Source organism: Clostridium luticellarii, assembly GCF_002995845.1.
Lineage (GTDB): Bacteria > Bacillota > Clostridia > Clostridiales > Clostridiaceae > Clostridium_B > Clostridium_B luticellarii.
In genome coordinates, this window is the sequence record NZ_PVXP01000045.1 from 1 (window position 1) to 14900 (window position 14900).

The 14900-nt window shown below is 33.8% G+C and carries 18 protein-coding genes; 8 read left to right on the forward strand and 10 right to left on the reverse strand.

Going from position 1 to position 14900, the window contains the following annotated elements:
* Nucleotides 1–102 precede the first annotated feature (102 nt).
* Both CLLU_RS12970 and CLLU_RS12975 read left to right on the forward strand, forming a co-directional pair.
* Complete coding sequence (locus CLLU_RS12970) at nucleotides 103–906, forward strand: lipid II flippase Amj family protein (protein ID WP_106010209.1); 804 nt, start codon at nucleotides 103–105, stop codon at nucleotides 904–906.
* Nucleotides 907–1064: 158 nt separating this feature from the next.
* Nucleotides 1065–1991 (forward strand): bifunctional helix-turn-helix transcriptional regulator/GNAT family N-acetyltransferase, encoded by a 927-nt coding sequence (locus CLLU_RS12975; protein ID WP_158255927.1) that lies wholly within the window; start codon nucleotides 1065–1067, stop codon nucleotides 1989–1991.
* Here the strand turns inward: CLLU_RS12975 and CLLU_RS12980 are convergent, their stop codons facing one another.
* Nucleotides 1992–2858: a DMT family transporter gene (locus CLLU_RS12980; RefSeq protein WP_106010211.1), complete on the reverse strand. Its 867-nt coding sequence runs from the start codon at nucleotides 2856–2858 to the stop codon at nucleotides 1992–1994.
* A gap of 148 nt (nucleotides 2859–3006) precedes the next feature.
* Between CLLU_RS12980 and CLLU_RS12985 the strand changes: the two genes are divergently transcribed.
* The 3 genes from CLLU_RS12985 (at nucleotide 3007) to CLLU_RS12995 (ending at nucleotide 5269) form a co-directional block, all read left to right on the forward strand.
* The gene (locus CLLU_RS12985) at nucleotides 3007–3885 is read left to right on the forward strand and encodes a LysR family transcriptional regulator (RefSeq protein ID WP_106010212.1); all 879 of its coding nucleotides are present in this window, start codon (nucleotides 3007–3009) and stop codon (nucleotides 3883–3885) included.
* Nucleotides 3886–4068: 183 nt separating this feature from the next.
* Nucleotides 4069–4830, forward strand: a complete 762-nt coding sequence (locus tag CLLU_RS12990; protein ID WP_106010213.1) for an RNA polymerase sigma factor — start codon at nucleotides 4069–4071, stop codon at nucleotides 4828–4830.
* An 85-nt stretch (nucleotides 4831–4915) separates the two neighbouring features.
* Nucleotides 4916–5269, forward strand: a complete 354-nt coding sequence (locus tag CLLU_RS12995) for a VOC family protein (protein ID WP_106010214.1) — start codon at nucleotides 4916–4918, stop codon at nucleotides 5267–5269.
* 88 nt (nucleotides 5270–5357) lie between these two features.
* On the opposite strand, the gene CLLU_RS13000 is transcribed toward CLLU_RS12995, so the two are convergent.
* The 4 genes from CLLU_RS13000 to CLLU_RS13015 form a co-directional block, all read right to left on the reverse strand.
* Nucleotides 5358–5549 carry a hypothetical protein gene (locus CLLU_RS13000; RefSeq protein WP_106010215.1) on the reverse strand — a complete coding sequence of 64 codons (192 nt, stop codon included), beginning with the start codon at nucleotides 5547–5549 and terminating at the stop codon, nucleotides 5358–5360.
* Between the two features lie 309 nt (nucleotides 5550–5858).
* Nucleotides 5859–6503, reverse strand: a complete 645-nt coding sequence (locus tag CLLU_RS13005) for a VC0807 family protein (RefSeq protein WP_338078787.1) — start codon at nucleotides 6501–6503, stop codon at nucleotides 5859–5861.
* A complete protein-coding gene (locus CLLU_RS13010; RefSeq protein ID WP_106010216.1) occupies nucleotides 6478–7179 on the reverse strand; it encodes a flavodoxin family protein in 702 nt (233 codons plus the stop codon). The genes CLLU_RS13005 and CLLU_RS13010 overlap by 26 nt, the downstream gene beginning before the upstream one ends.
* An 18-nt stretch (nucleotides 7180–7197) precedes the next feature.
* Nucleotides 7198–7749, reverse strand: a complete 552-nt coding sequence (locus tag CLLU_RS13015; RefSeq protein ID WP_106010217.1) for a PadR family transcriptional regulator — start codon at nucleotides 7747–7749, stop codon at nucleotides 7198–7200.
* 377 nt (nucleotides 7750–8126) lie between these two features.
* Here CLLU_RS13015 and CLLU_RS13020 point away from each other — a divergent pair, with 377 nt between their 5' ends.
* The gene (locus tag CLLU_RS13020; RefSeq protein WP_106010218.1) at nucleotides 8127–9590 is read left to right on the forward strand and encodes an MDR family MFS transporter; all 1464 of its coding nucleotides are present in this window, start codon (nucleotides 8127–8129) and stop codon (nucleotides 9588–9590) included.
* On the opposite strand, the gene CLLU_RS13025 is transcribed toward CLLU_RS13020, so the two are convergent.
* The gene (locus CLLU_RS13025) at nucleotides 9587–10792 is read right to left on the reverse strand and encodes a multidrug efflux MFS transporter (protein ID WP_106010219.1); all 1206 of its coding nucleotides are present in this window, start codon (nucleotides 10790–10792) and stop codon (nucleotides 9587–9589) included. The genes CLLU_RS13020 and CLLU_RS13025 overlap by 4 nt on opposite strands.
* A 226-nt stretch (nucleotides 10793–11018) precedes the next feature.
* Between CLLU_RS13025 and CLLU_RS13030 the strand changes: the two genes are divergently transcribed.
* Nucleotides 11019–11582, forward strand: a complete 564-nt coding sequence (locus CLLU_RS13030; RefSeq protein WP_106010220.1) for a TetR/AcrR family transcriptional regulator — start codon at nucleotides 11019–11021, stop codon at nucleotides 11580–11582.
* Nucleotides 11583–11768: 186 nt separating this feature from the next.
* Nucleotides 11769–12089 carry a HesB-like protein gene (locus CLLU_RS13035; protein ID WP_242977626.1) on the forward strand — a complete coding sequence of 107 codons (321 nt, stop codon included), beginning with the start codon at nucleotides 11769–11771 and terminating at the stop codon, nucleotides 12087–12089.
* Nucleotides 12090–12149: 60 nt separating this feature from the next.
* On the opposite strand, the gene CLLU_RS13040 is transcribed toward CLLU_RS13035, so the two are convergent.
* The 4 genes from CLLU_RS13040 to thiS are packed head-to-tail and all read right to left on the reverse strand — an operon-like array spanning nucleotide 12150 to nucleotide 14881.
* A complete protein-coding gene (locus tag CLLU_RS13040; protein ID WP_106010222.1) occupies nucleotides 12150–12749 on the reverse strand; it encodes a thiamine phosphate synthase in 600 nt (199 codons plus the stop codon).
* Entirely contained in the window at nucleotides 12746–13855 is a 1110-nt protein-coding gene (thiH, locus tag CLLU_RS13045; RefSeq protein ID WP_106010223.1) for a 2-iminoacetate synthase ThiH, read from the reverse strand. The genes CLLU_RS13040 and thiH overlap by 4 nt, the downstream gene beginning before the upstream one ends.
* Nucleotides 13856–13867: 12 nt before the next feature.
* Nucleotides 13868–14638, reverse strand: coding sequence for a thiazole synthase (locus CLLU_RS13050; protein ID WP_106010224.1), 771 nt, complete (start codon nucleotides 14636–14638; stop codon nucleotides 13868–13870).
* Between the two features lie 48 nt (nucleotides 14639–14686).
* Entirely contained in the window at nucleotides 14687–14881 is a 195-nt protein-coding gene (thiS, locus tag CLLU_RS13055) for a sulfur carrier protein ThiS (RefSeq protein ID WP_106010225.1), read from the reverse strand.
* Between the last annotated feature and the right edge of the window lie 19 nt (nucleotides 14882–14900).

Sequence of the window (14900 nt, forward strand, 5' to 3'; positions counted from 1 at the left end):
TAAATAATGGTATAATTTATTTACCAATTGTTTTAGGAAGCAATATATTATATACGAAATATACTAAACACAAACCAATAAAGTTGTAAGGTGGTAAGAAAAATGACAATTCAGATATATTTAGTTTTTATGCTAACCTTTATTATCTATTTAATAGGAACGTTAGCATATTCTACTAGAATTGTGGGAATAAGAACTGGCAGAATTGCAGTATCTTTTGCTGTATTCAATGTTTTTGTGCTCATACAAAGAACGGCCAATACTATTCAAGCTCCATTATTAGCAAAAACTATTGAAAATGGTATAAACACCGGCAATTCTGGTAACTTGCTTTATATTTTTAGATGGATAATTTTCTCTATTACTTTAGCTACCATAGCTGGAGCAATTTTGATGCCAACTTTTATAAAAGTGTTTAACAAATTAGTTACATCATTTAGTGTTTATAGATCTTTACCTAAGTTAATGATTCATGCATTTTCAAAATCAGGAATTGAGCAATTTAGAAACAGTATTTCAATTCCTAAGAGAGAGAATTTATCTGAATTGAGAAACTTTAGGAAAACCCCCAAAAAGGTGATTTTACTAAATGTTATTGCATTTTCTATATCTAGTGTAAGTATTTTATCATCACTATATGCTGGATGCCTGAGTCCAAATTTGAGAACTACTTGTAGTACGCTAGCATCTGTAGTTAACAGTGGTTCAACAATATTTATGGTTATATTTATTGACCCCTATTTATCTATGATTACTGATGATGTGATAAAAGGGGAATGCACAGAATTAGAATTTAATCGCTGTATAATATTTATTGTTGCCGGATTGATTGTAGGTAGTATATTAGCGCAATTGATATTAGTACCTGCTTCGAATTTAATAGTAATTATAGCAAAGTTGATTTAAATGATTGAAAAAAATTCAATTAGAATAATGTTGATATTAAAAGATTTTTAAAGCTAAAAAAATATAAATAGATATAAGACTAAAACTATTTGACTAAGTCAACTAGTTTGTTTATAATTACTTTTATGAGAATAAATAAACTAGTTTGGAGTGATTTTATGAAAAACAGAAACTTAAACACAATATCAGAGGTAAGAATTTTTAGTCGATTTTATACAAATATATTGGGACTTTTAAATCAAGGTATACTAGATAGTTCATATTCATTAACAGAAGCTCGTATACTTTTTGAGATCAATAAAACTAAAGAGTGTACTGCCAATATTTTAATTGATAAATTAAATATTGACAAGGGATATTTAAGTAGGATCTTAAATCGCTTTAAATCGGATGAATTGATTACTAAAGAAAAATGCTCTGGAGACGGACGTTTGAATTTCCTTGAATTGACAGAAAACGGTGGGAATGTCCTATTAAATCTTTCAAAAAGATCTGATAAACAAATTTCTAACCTAATAGATCACTTAGATGAAAGTGAAAAGAAAAGTTTAGTTAATTCAATGGAATGTATTATGAAATTACTGTCTTATGGTAAAAGAGCTTTCAATATTAGATCATATAGAGAAAGTGATATAAAATATATTATTGAAAAACATAGAGAGTTATATGAAGAGGAATTCGGATTTGGTAACATATTTGGAGATTATGTTGAAAAATATTTAATTGAATTTCATAAAAATCATAATCCAGATTTAGAAAATATATGGATTGCAGAAAAAAATAATAAATTTGCAGGTGTAATAGCTATAGCTGCAGATAAAACAGATCCTTATTTAGCACAGCTTAGATGGTTCCTAATTGCCACAAATGAAAGAAATAATGGATTAGGTCATATGCTCCTGGATACGGCAATTAATTTTTGTAAAGAGAAGAATTATAAGCATATTTTTTTATGGACTGCTGATGTACTCAAAACAGCCCGTTATCTTTATGGAAATTATGGATTTAAGCTAACTGAATCAGCTGATAATACTACGTGGACAGACCATCTAATTAAAGAAGAACGTTGGGACCTATATACATAATCATTTGCCTTTTATATTAAATAAGATGATGCTAAAAATAATAATGATTCCACCGATGAAAGTGCCTGCATTTGGAATCTCTTTCAGCAGTATAAATCCTAATACTGTGGAAAGCAGCGGTGTAACGAACATGAAATTGGTTACTTCACTTGTTTTTTCTGCCAGAAACATAGCCTTTCCCCAGAGAAAATAGGCCATTGCACTGGGTATTGCGCCAAGATATAGAACTGATAGAATTTGCCCTGGCCCGGCAGTCATCATCTGAACTACTCCTTGAGACGAGAAAACTGCCAGCAGGATAGTACCGCAAATCATGCTATATGTAACAATTTCTAAAGCCGTATAACCCATGGAGGAAAGTTTTCTGTTTAAAATGTTGTAACCGCAGAAAACGACGGCGGCACCGATGGTCCAGATCAGACCGATATTGATGGAAAATATACCGTCCCAGAGCAGAAGAATCAAAACACCTGCGAAGGCCGAAGCAATGGCAAACCAGCCAAGGTTTTTAATCTTTTCTCCATAGAATCTGGAGGCAACCATTGCAGTCATAATTGGAGTAGTGGCAATAATGATGCTGGAGGTTGCGGAGGTCAGCGTTTGTATGCCGGTGTTAAAGGTGATCATGTACAGGGTAAAACCCAGACCTCCGGATAGGAAAAACCAGATAATATCCTTCTTCTGTGGTTTATGGATGTGATTGAACATGCCGATAATGATCAGGAAAACAGATGCCGCAGTACAGCGGAGAAAGCCCAATGCATTAGGAGTATATTGGATCATTGCTATTTTGGTCAGCGGAAAAGCTGATGCCCAGAGAAAAACAGTAAAAAATCCCAGCATGTTCACTTTCAATTTTTGGCTCATAGTTGGATCAACTCCATCTCAAATTATTATAAATGCATAGAATTGTCAGTTGCATTTATTGTGGTTTCATATTATCATAAGGTTAATTATTAGTAAAATTATAATATCTGAATATTAATATTAAAAAAACTGATATGGAAGTGATGATATGGAACTTCGAAATGTGAAAACTTTTATCAAAGTTGCTGAGCTGGACAGTTTCTCAAATGCCGGCAGAAGCCTTGGCTATGCACAGTCCACTGTAACTCTCCAGATGAAACAACTGGAGGAAGAAATGGGAGTTCCTCTTTTTGAACGGAAAGGTAGAAAAATTAGACTGTCTCAAAAGGGATATGAATTTCTTGTCTATGCAAATGAGCTGGTAAAATGCGAAGCAGAGGCAATACAGTCCATCAGTCATGAGGATAAACCTGCAGGTGAACTGCAGATTGGAATTTTGGAATCGTTGAGTGTCTCAGAATACACAAATATGTTTAAAGAATATATGAAAGCCTATCCCCAAGTCATACTTATTGTAAAAATTGCTACCACTTTAGAATTGATGGAAATGCTGGAAAAGGGGATGCTGGATATCATTATCCTACTGGATCGCAAGGTGTTCAATTCTAATTGGGAAGTTCCTTTTGAAAGAAAAGAGAAAATTGTTTTCTTCTGTTCACCGCAGCATCCCATGGCAGATAGGCAAGTTACTTTGAGAGAGCTCTCCAAAGAAAAATTCCTTTTGACGGAAAAAGGCTGCAATTACCGCCAGGTGTTTGAAGAGATCCTTGCGGAGCAAAGACTGGAAGTAAAATATGGCCTGGATATTGGCAGCACAAATACAATTATTGATTATGTAAAAGATGAACTTGGCATTTCACTATTGCCGGAATTCAACTTAAAGAGAGATCTTCAAAAGCATGCCATCAGTGAAATCTTAGTGAATGATTGCAATATTGTTTTATATATACAGGTAATTTTAAACAGACATAGGTGGGTGTCACCATCTATGAAGGCTTTTTTATCAATTTTTTCTAATTATTTTTAGTACATTTGATTCAAAGTGTATTCGGTAAAGATGATTTGGTTATGTGAAACAATGGATATATAATGTAATTTGATTTAATTTACAGTATAAATATTATGTAAATTAAATCAAAAGTAAACAAAAACTTCTCATAACATAAACCATAAATACTTTCATCTATACAAGAAAAAAGGAGTTAACACAATGAACGTTGAAGAACTTATATACACTTATGGGAAATACATATACAATTATGCTCTAAGGTTATCCTGCCATCCCAGTACGGCAGAGGACTTGTGTCAGGAGACTTTTACGAAGGCATGGCAAAAAATTGATACATTAAAAAATCCCAATGCAATTAAGGCCTGGTTGAGAAAAATATGTTTTAATAATTTCCTGGTGAATGAAAGGAAAAAAGGTAACAGTGTACAAAGGCCCTTTGGTGATGAAATTCAAGAACTTGAAAAAGAAGGGGAGTTTTATATAAATTCATATCCAAGACCTGAAGATCAGGTAATTGTAAGGGAATCAGTCAGTGAAATACAAAATGGATGTTTTCTGGCAATGGTTAGATATCTGACGTTGAATAAGAGAATAACTTTTTCTTTTATTGATATGTTTGGATTATCTCTCCAAGAGGTATCACAAATATTGAATATATCAAAGGGTGCCGTGAAGGGACTTCTCTATCGTGCTCATATGAATCTTGATTCTTTCTTTCAGGATCATTGCAGTATTTTAGATGTAGAGAATCCCTGCAGATGTGAAGCATGGATTGAATTTTACAGCAGGAGGCAGACGCTGCAAGATAAGGTACAAATAGTTAAGACATTGAATTACAAAAAATCAGGTTATGTTTTTAATAAATATACATTCAATAAAATAAAGTATCTCTATAAAAATATGCCTGAAAAAAGACCTTCGGATGATTGGTATCAGAAGATTGTTGACAGTTTGAAAAATTAAATTGAAAAATTTATTTTATTTCGTGACTTTTTTCTTTTTACTGCATCTATATATATAAAGGCAAAAATATTAGGAGGATCTTATTATGGATAATTATGATAATTTTTTTATGGGTGTAAGTGACCTGGAAAAAGCACGGGAGTATTATGGCAATATTTTGGGACTACAATTGAAATTTGATTTTTCGACAAAAGGGATGATTGCTTTTAATGTGGGCGGGGAAGAAGCGGCAATTATTTTAAAAGACAAAAATAAATTTCATGATATAAAGCCCACTATTTGGTTTGTAGTTGAAAATGTTAAGGAAGAATATAACAGATTAAAGGGAAAGGGTGTTGTATTTTTATCCAAACCTTTTGATATCATGACGGGAATGGCTGTAGAATTTGAAGATCCATTTGGAAATAGGTTGGGCATAACTGATTATACTAAAAAATAAATGTGGAATGAAAGGCGAGTTAGGCTTGCTGAATTAATATAATCAGTAAAAATACACAGACAGAATTACTATCCATGTATTATAATTGCTATTTTAAGTCTTTGATTTGTTTTTTAAGATCTTTAATTTGGTCCTGTTTTTCCTTTAAAGATTCAAGGTTTTCTTGCTGTGCTGCAATGAGAAGATTGTCGTCAGCTGATTTTCCTTCCGTAAGTTGAAATGCCACCAAATTTGCTAAGAGAGATAATTCTTTAGGTGTTATTGAGCCAAAAGTTGACATTATAATTCACCTCAAATTTAGTATATTAAAGCATCTGGATATAGGTACATTTAATTTAAAGAAAAGACCAGGGATAAACTTCCCTGGAAAAGTAATATAGAAACTAATAATGGGTACTTTAAATAGTATGTGTAGATTTTAAATTGTTATACGTGAAATTAAAAAAGCAGGTAGTTAGCTTAAGGTCTAATATTATATGCTCCAGTTTAAGCTGGCTAAATAGGTGAAAATTATACCGGTAGAATTTTGCACGGTCATTTTTATCTTAAGTAAGGCATCTGGAGTTGCTATTATCCATCAAGTAGTATTTTATATTTTTGCACTTATTTTTGGCTTAAAATGCCATTTTGAAAATATTATTGAAAATATTATCAATATTGGAATTGAAATATTGCTGAATAGGGTAATTAGTGTATAATAGGAACTCATTGATATAGTTTTTAGAAGTACAATTCCAACAACAGCTTGGATCATATTACTTATTCCCCATACTACTGTAAGAAGTCTCCATATAAATTTATGTTTTTTATCATTTTTGGTTTGCCTAGGGCTATTTTTCAAGTAACTTTCTTCCACTATAACCTGTATCAAGGATCTTTTATAAAACAGGGAAAGAAAAAATATAAGAGATACAAGTAAGCTAGTGACTATGGGGTATAAAAAATAAAAAATTGGGTTCTTTGATATTATAGTTCCTAACAGACCTATTGCGGAAAAAAACATTGTGATTGCAGCCATAGCATTTAGTTTTTTTGTTTTAAAAAAACTTATACAAATTATAGTTAGACTCCATATACCAGAGACAATTATTCCTGTCAGGGACATTTTAAATTTATTAAATATATAAAATATTATTATGGGAATTATAGTGCTTACAACAAAATCTCTGTTGAATATATTTTTCATGTTCCTCATTTTCCTTTCAATTTTAACTGATCCAGCTTCTATTTGCATTTTCGATATATGTTTTCGTATCTACAAAATCACTTTCAATTAAGGCTTGAGTATCTGATTTTATATATCCATAAGTTACAAATTCTTCTCCTGCATTTACAAGTGCGTTGAAAAAAGATTCGTATAGCTTTTTTAATGTATCATTGTGTTTGTAGGCAGTGAGTCCGCCGCATTTATCACACAAAATGGAAGCATCAATTTTTCCACCGCACATAACTTTAAAAGTTTCAAAAAGTCCTGAAAAATTGTACTTTCCAGGAAAACCACAATTTGAAATCAATACGATTTTTGGTTGCAATATTCTATATCTTCCAGGATGAAAGTATTTTTGGCCTTTTTCAAGTATCGTACCTTTCATAATTGGCAAACTTCTATCCATAAAATCCTTCATAAGACCTGTAACAGTAAAATAATAAAGTGGAGTTGCAAATACAATGACATCACATTCAATGATTTTATTAATGATTTCTGCCATATCATCGTTGTATATGCACTTCCCGGGAGTTTTTGTCCAGCATGTGAAGCAGCCTCTGCAGTGATGTATATTTTTATCTTTTAGATAAATAGTTTCAGTGTCAGATCCTGCTTTAGAGCATCCTTTAAGGAAGTTTTTAAGTATTATTTCAGTATTTCCGCCTTTGCCATTTGGACTTCCATTTACAGCTAATATTTTCATTTTATTTTCCTCCATAAATTATAAATTTTTAAAAGTTTCTAAAGTTTCTTCACACCATTTTATTTTTGCTTCTTCAATATATTTTCCAAAGGTAACAGTTGATTCCCAGAGAGCTAGATTTTTCTTATTTGATTTTAATTCGCCGGCTTTAAAGGCATCTTTAATTTTAGAATATTGTTTTAGATCATTTTCACAGTTTTCTTTCATTGCCTCTATTTTTTCCAATATGTTGTTTAAAGGTATATTTCCTGAAAGAAATATTTTTAGAAGAAATTCTGAACGATTAGGTGAATCTTCAACTGGAAGCATAAGCCAGTTTTCAAGTTCGGTTCTGCCTTTATCAGTAATTGAATACACATTTCGGCTTGAATTTCCACGTGTTTGTTCAACCTTTTTTGTTACAAGACCTCCTTCCTCCATTTTTTTAAGCATCGGATATATGTGACCATAGTTTTCATGCCAGAAGTAGTTTATTGAAGAATCACATAACTTTTTTATGTCGTATCCAGAACCAGGCATAATATTGAGCATTCCTAGAATTGCATATTTGGTTTTGTTTATTTTAGCCAATTTTATTCACTCCTTATATATCACTATGATATATTATATCACAATGATATATAAGATCAACTAGATTTAATTAAAAAAGGTGGCTATTCATATGTCCCTTTTCTATGATATACTTTATATGTAGTAGATAATGCCATCTCATTAAATATGTGGGAAGTCAATAGAAACTTTATTAATAATTAATTTTGTTGATATATCTGATATTGTTCAATTTCAGAATTAGACAATGTGGATATTTCAAGATAGGCAATGGCAGCTATAACTGATGCTGTAATGTCAAAGTGCAGGGGAGAAGACATATCTATAACCGGAAAAAATAATTGGTTCGTGTAATGGTTTGACAAATCTAAAATTTATGAGAGAGGACACTAACATATATGAATTTTAAAAGAACAAATCTAATTATATCGCTTATGTTGGCCATGTTTTTAGCGGCGGTTGAGGGAACGATTGTCACCATGGCTACACCTACTATTGCAAAGGATTTGCATGGGTTTGAAATTATCAGCATGGTTTTTTCGGTATATTTATTAACTTCTGCAATATCTACGCCTATCTACGGCAAACTTGCAGATTTGTACGGCAGAAAAAATATCTTTTCAATTGGAATCATCATATTTTTGGTTGGAAGCTTTTTATGTGGGTTGTCACAGAGTATGGCCATGCTAATTATATTTCGTGCTGTTCAGGGGCTGGGTGCTGGCTCGATATTCACCGTCTCATATACCATCATTGGAGATACTTTTAATATTGAGGAAAGATCGAAGATTCAAGGGGGATTGAATACAGTATGGGGAATTGCAAGTCTTGTGGGCCCGTTTTTAGGAGGCTTTTTAATTGATACATTGTCCTGGCACTGGATATTTTTTATTAATATTCCTTTTGGACTACTGTCGATCATTCTGCTGCAGAGGTCTCTGAAGGAAACCTATGAGAAGAAAAAGCACTGCATCGATTATATTGGAACTATTACTTTGTCACTGGCTATGATTGTATTTTTAAGTATTTTTTTATTTAATCAGAACTCAGCTTTCAATCATCATGTATTTACAGTAATTGCAGCATTAATAACAGGCATATTGCTGGTGATATTCTATAAGTTGGAAAAAAAGGCAAAAGAGCCAATGATGCCTTTCGATATATTTACAAGGGCAAGTATCATTGTAAATCTGATATCCTTTCTGGTTTACGCCATACTAATGGGTGTAAATGTTTACCTGCCCATATTCCTGCAAAACATCCAGGGATATCGTCCAATAACGGCAGGTTTGGCGATGATGCCGATGTCGGTTTCATGGCTTATTACTTCACTTATCCTGGGAAAGCTCCTGAGCAGATATGGAGAAAAGGCTGTAACAGTGGCGTCCAATGTTGTTTTATTGATCAGCACATTATTGCTGTCCACTTTAGGGATAGATTCTCACATACTGCTGGTAATAATATATGGTTTCATCATTGGTATAGGATTTAGCGGAGCTAGCACAACCTTGACCATTGTCATCCAGGATTCCGTGAACTATAATAAAAGGGGAGTTGCTGTTGCAGCCAATACATTGCTCAGGACTCTGGGACAAACCATTGGTATCAGTGCCTTCGGAAATATCTTCAACCTATATATAACAAAATATTTTATTCGGCAGGGGATAAAAGGCATAAATCCAAGTAATTTGTATCAGTCCTCTGCATCTCATACCTCTCTCTCTGCAGAGCAGGTAAAGCTTTCATTAAACAGTTCCATGCATGTTCTGTTTATTGCTTTTATTTTTATCTCCTGCTTGTCGCTGGTTTTGTCAATCGTAATGCCTAAAATAAGAGGAGAAAATAAGGTTAAAGAAGGTTAAGCTAAGCCGGGATAGTTCACATTAAGTTTTTTGTATACCTTAAAATAGACCCATACTGCATTTAGCAGCAGCAATGTACTGGTAATAAAAAATATATATCTTATACCTAAATAAGCTGCCACCTGTCCGCCTAAAATTGAACCTCCAAATATCCCCAAATATTGGGCTGAGATATTAAAACCAAAAACTCTACCTGTAAGATAATCTGGCGTAATTCTTTTAACTAAAACATTGACAGAAGGATTAAGTCCTCCCATTGCCAGCCCTAATAAAAATCGAAGACCCATCAGCTGCCAGGGGTTTTTTACAAAGGCCTGCGGTATAAAGATTATTCCTGCCACTACAAGTGCAACTAATATAATTTTCTGTGCCCCGATCTTATCAGAAAGTTTTCCCAGTCTTGGAGCCGCAATTATATTTGCTAATCCTGATGCTGAGAATGTTATTCCAGCTAACAGAGCAACATGGCTTGTATTATGAGATAACTGAGCAATGTACACTGTTATGATTGGTTCTACAGAATATAATGCTAGAGTTAATATAAAAGATGTCACAAACATTATTATAGTTAAACTTTTATTTGGAACAATATTCCATATTTCTTTAATACTACTCACTTTTTTATTTTCACGAGTAAAGGATTCACTTACAAATAAAACAGTTGTAATAAATGTGATCAGCATAAGTATGCCTGTTATAAAAAATACATTTTGTAAACCAAAATTTTCTTCAATATAGCCGCCAATCATTGGCCCAAGTAATGATCCTGCAATGTTTGATGTTGAAAGTGTACCTAAAGCCCATCCTGCATGTTCCTTGTCTGTCTGAGTTGCAATCAATGTAGTACAGGCTGTACTGTAACCCGTGATAACGCCCTGCAGTATTCTTAATACTATCAGTTCATATACATTTTGTGCGAAACCCATACTGAATATAACTACCGCCATACCAAGGCTTGCTCGTAAAAGCATTGGTTTTCGTCCAAATTTATCAGCAGCATGTCCCCAAATTGGTGAAAAAACAGCTGAAATTATAAAGGTAATACCGAAGGCAATCCCTGAAAATTGTTCAATTAAAGCTGTATTAGAAATACCAAGATGTTTTATATATAGGGGGAGTACTGGCGCAATTTGACTCATTCCTATACTGGTTACAAACATTCCAAACCAGCAGACTATTAAATTTCTTTTCCACATTTTCATAATATATCTTTTCTCCTTGCTATAATTCAACGTAGATAATGCTGTTATTTACAATACATAACGAAAATACCAATTAACTAAATAACAATAAGATGTGTTTTACTTTTTAATATTATTATAAATTATAAACTATAATATGTAAACTATATATTATAGTTTGATAAGCATATACTTTTGTGCTAAACTATTTTTATAAAGTAAAATTATACGAAGGAGTTATAAAAAGATGCGAAAGCGAAATTTAACCAAAGAGAAAATTATTCAAGTTGCTTTTTCATTGGCTGATGAAATTGGACTTAATCAAATTACTTTCCCCAAAATTGCAGAAAAGATGGATATAAAATACCCATCTTTATATAATCATTTTGCTAATATGGATAATCTTAAAATAGAAATGACAATATACCTTTTAAATAAATTGAATCTGAAATTGATGCAGAGATTAGTTGGTAAAAGCGGTGGAGATGCTATTAGGGAGTATGCCTGTGCGTATAGAGATTTTGCTTTTGAAAACAAGGCTGCCTATGGGCTTATTATGAATATTCCAAGTACAGAAGATAAAGAAGTACATCGTTTAGCGAAAGAAACTACCAGTATTATTCATCAGATTTTACATTTTTACATTGAGGATGAAACATATTTGGTTCATAAAAGCAGGGCTTTAAGGAGTTTGTTACATGGTTTTATTTCCTTGAATTTTCTCGGATATTTCCAAAATCCAGTAAGTTCAGAAGATAGTTTTCAACTGATGATAGATGATTTTATTTTGTCAGTTTCAAGAAATTATTAGATAGTGGTTTTTATTTAATTTTTGCAAGACGTATCAACTGTTGATGCGCCTTTTTATATTTTTGAAAAAATATGATATTTTTTCAAAAATATTTGCTGAATGTTAAAAATAATGATATAATAATTACCAAATTATTAATTCAACAATTATATCTATATCTATAAGGGGGTTATTCCTGTGAAATTTATGAAGGTTAGTGATGAAGCTTACCATGAATTTAAAAATTTTTTAGACTCTTGTAATATGCAGAATTATAATTTGAAAATAAGTTATCTAGGTACAAATTGCAGCGGACCTATGTTCAATATTGATGCAGGCAAATTAGGAGATGATGATATCTCAGATAAGGTTAAAGATATTAATTTCATTGCTTCGAAGGAGATTATAGATGTTTGTGGAGGATTCTCAATTTTGTCCAGCAATGAAAATAGAGGAAAGGGTTTGGAGTTAAAACCATTTACAGCTCCACCTTCTGGATGTAATGGGTGTTCGAAATATAATGCATAAACAGCATTGTATATAGAGACAGCTTAGCAGTTCAATACTGCTAAGCTGTTTCCATTATATTCATTCCATATGATTTTTCAAATTTCGTGTCGTAAGATATGGATCATCCGAGCACATTACAAGAGACATTACTGCAGCACCACAGACGTCAGTTTTAAGTAGTTTGTCTATATTGCTTTCATTTATGCCTCCGATTGCTATAACCGGTATTGAAACATTACTCAGTATATCCTTCAAAAATGAAATTCCTCTGGGTTTTAAACCTTTTTTACAGTCCGTTTCAAAGATATGTCCTGCCAGAAGATAATCCGCACCTTCTTTTTCTGCATTTACCGCCTCTGAAGTGCTGTGAACAGACACTCCTAAAGTGCCATTAAACTTAAAATGTCCATTCATATAATCCGTATAACTTGTGTGAAATCCTCCAGAATTTACTTTTAAAGCAGTTTCTATATTGCCGTTTATTATGAGGGGAATCTTTCTCGGCTCTGTTATCTTTTTAATCTTTTCGGCAAGTGGAATCAATCTGCCAGAGTCCAGATCCTTTTCACGCAGAATTACAGCATCCGCACCTGCCAGTACTGAGCTCTCTATTATGTCCAGCATGTTTTTGTTTTTTACAAGCTTCCTGTTTGTCACTATATATATTTTTTTTTTCACAGTGCCAAGGGCTCCCAATCCTTCATTACAGGGAAATATCCCTTTTGGGCTATTGCCTGTTTTACCTCTGCAAGACTCCTTTTATCCGAATTGTCAAATTGCATTTCACCGGGATTTTTCAGGGTGTGACCTCCAACTTCCGTGGTTACACCGGCGGACATTTTGGTCACACCGAGAGGTATAAGATTGTCTCTCATCTCTCTGGATTCCCTGGTGGTTATGTTGGTGCCGGATCTGGGAATAAAGAGCTTCAGTGCAAGCAGTATTTGAACCATGGTTTTATCATCTATTTCATGAAGATCATTGAAGGAACCTGCATGAGGTCTTATTCTTGGAACTGAAAAGTTCACATCTACTCCAGGAAACTTTTTCTGGATATATGCGCCGTGAAGTCCACCCAGGAAAGCCTCCTCTCTCCAGTTGTAGAGACCGTAAAGCGGACCCAGACCTACAGAATATATACCGGCCTCACAGGCTCTTTCAGGGGTTTCAAGCCTGTACCTGTAATTTTTCTTTGGACCTCCAAGATGGACCTTGGAGTACACCTCCTGGTTGTAGGTCTCCTGATACATAGTCAGGCTGTCTGCTCCGGCTTTGACAAGTTCCTCGTATTCTTCCTTTTTAAGAGAGTATATTTCCAGGCAGATTGAACTGAAATATTTGTTCAATATTTTTACACAATCCCTTATATAGGAAACTGGAGAGTATCTTCTGGATTCTCCGGTCAAAATTATCACGTGCCTGAATCCCATGTCATGTACAGATTTGGCTTCTTTTTCAACCTCTTCAAGGGAAAGAACTTTTCTGTTTATCTTGTTGGTGCAGTTATACCCGCAGTAGGCACATCTGTTTTCACAGTAATTAGCTACGTACATTGGGGTATACATGACTACATTTCTTCCAAAGTATTTAAGTGAAAGTCTGTGGGATTTTTGAGCCATTTCCTCCAGATGCCTTTCTGCAGCAGGGGAGAGAAGGGCTAGAAAATCCCATTTATTTAGTTTTTCTTTATCTATTATTTTTTCAATCTGATTGTCTGTAACATTCTCAAAAAAATTTTCATAATCAAAATCCTTTAAATCCTGTACTATATCATAAAAAGTCATTTTTAACACTTCCTATCTTAAAAATCCTGTAAGTGGTGATGAGGCGCTGGCAGCTTCCTTTTCAATTCCGGGTTTTGAAAGAAAGGCCTTTCTGCCTGCCTGTACTGCCAGTTTGAAAGCTTCGGCCATGAGTACCGGATCTTCTGCTGTTGCAAGAGCAGTATTTGCAAGAACTGCATCTGCTCCCATTTCCATGGCTTCTGCAGCATGGGAGGGTTTCCCTATGCCTGCATCAACTACAACCGGGACATCTACTTCATCAATTATGATTCTTAGAAGTTCCTTGGTTTTGAGACCTCTATTTGTTCCTATAGGAGCACCAAGGGGCATAACTGCCGAGGCACCGGCATCTATCAGTCTCTTTGCATCCATTAAATCCGGACTTATATATGGAAGTACAACAAAGCCTTCTTTTACCAGGGCTTCGGTAGCTTTTAAAGTCTCATAGTTGTCTGGAAGCAGATATCTGCTGTCTGAAATAACTTCTATTTTAATCCAGTTTCCACAGCCTGTTGCCTTGGACAGATGTGCAAGCCTTATGGCTTCTTCCGCATTTCTTGCTCCGGACGTATTTGCCACAAGCAGACAGCTCTTGTCTATAAAATTCAATATATTGTCATCTGATTCCGCGGCATGAATGTCGACACGCCTTAATGCCACTGTTATAACCTCTGCTTCAGAACTTTTTATAATGTCAGGTACTATTTTGTTTGATGTAAATTTACCAGTTCCGATAAAAAATCTGCTTTTTATTTTTCTATTTGCTATTATAAGTTCATCCATAAATTGAATTCTCCTTTTATTTGATTTATTGTATTAAGATACAATTGTCTAACCGCCGCCCACATAACGGATAATCTCCACTTTGGAAGTACTTGAAAGTTTTCTGGCTTTATACCGATCCCTGTCCAATAGGTCCAGATCCACTTCAACCACTACGGTGTTTTCATCTATGTTCAATTTATTTAATAATTGAGATACGGTTGTACCGGGGGTGATGTCCAATTCTTCCCCATTTACGATCATTTTTACACCTCCTTTCAAA

Excerpts from the sequence above, each read along its gene's own strand:
- CLLU_RS12970 (WP_106010209.1), top strand. The coding sequence starts at position 103 with ATGACAATTCAGATATATTTAGTTTTTATGCTAACCTTTATTATCTAT.
- CLLU_RS12975 (WP_158255927.1), top strand. The coding sequence starts at position 1,065 with ATGAAAAACAGAAACTTAAACACAATATCAGAGGTAAGAATTTTTAGT.
- CLLU_RS12980 (WP_106010211.1), bottom strand. The coding sequence starts at position 2,858 with ATGAGCCAAAAATTGAAAGTGAACATGCTGGGATTTTTTACTGTTTTT.
- CLLU_RS12985 (WP_106010212.1), top strand. The coding sequence starts at position 3,007 with ATGGAACTTCGAAATGTGAAAACTTTTATCAAAGTTGCTGAGCTGGAC.
- CLLU_RS12990 (WP_106010213.1), top strand. The coding sequence starts at position 4,069 with ATGAACGTTGAAGAACTTATATACACTTATGGGAAATACATATACAAT.
- CLLU_RS12995 (WP_106010214.1), top strand. The coding sequence starts at position 4,916 with ATGGATAATTATGATAATTTTTTTATGGGTGTAAGTGACCTGGAAAAA.
- CLLU_RS13000 (WP_106010215.1), bottom strand. The coding sequence starts at position 5,549 with ATGTCAACTTTTGGCTCAATAACACCTAAAGAATTATCTCTCTTAGCA.
- CLLU_RS13005 (WP_338078787.1), bottom strand. The coding sequence starts at position 6,503 with ATGCAAATAGAAGCTGGATCAGTTAAAATTGAAAGGAAAATGAGGAAC.
- CLLU_RS13010 (WP_106010216.1), bottom strand. The coding sequence starts at position 7,179 with ATGAAAATATTAGCTGTAAATGGAAGTCCAAATGGCAAAGGCGGAAAT.
- CLLU_RS13020 (WP_106010218.1), top strand. The coding sequence starts at position 8,127 with ATGAATTTTAAAAGAACAAATCTAATTATATCGCTTATGTTGGCCATG.
- CLLU_RS13025 (WP_106010219.1), bottom strand. The coding sequence starts at position 10,792 with ATGAAAATGTGGAAAAGAAATTTAATAGTCTGCTGGTTTGGAATGTTT.
- CLLU_RS13030 (WP_106010220.1), top strand. The coding sequence starts at position 11,019 with ATGCGAAAGCGAAATTTAACCAAAGAGAAAATTATTCAAGTTGCTTTT.
- CLLU_RS13035 (WP_242977626.1), top strand. The coding sequence starts at position 11,769 with ATGAAGGTTAGTGATGAAGCTTACCATGAATTTAAAAATTTTTTAGAC.
- thiH (WP_106010223.1), bottom strand. The coding sequence starts at position 13,855 with ATGACTTTTTATGATATAGTACAGGATTTAAAGGATTTTGATTATGAA.
- CLLU_RS13050 (WP_106010224.1), bottom strand. The coding sequence starts at position 14,638 with ATGGATGAACTTATAATAGCAAATAGAAAAATAAAAAGCAGATTTTTT.
- thiS (WP_106010225.1), bottom strand. The coding sequence starts at position 14,881 with ATGATCGTAAATGGGGAAGAATTGGACATCACCCCCGGTACAACCGTA.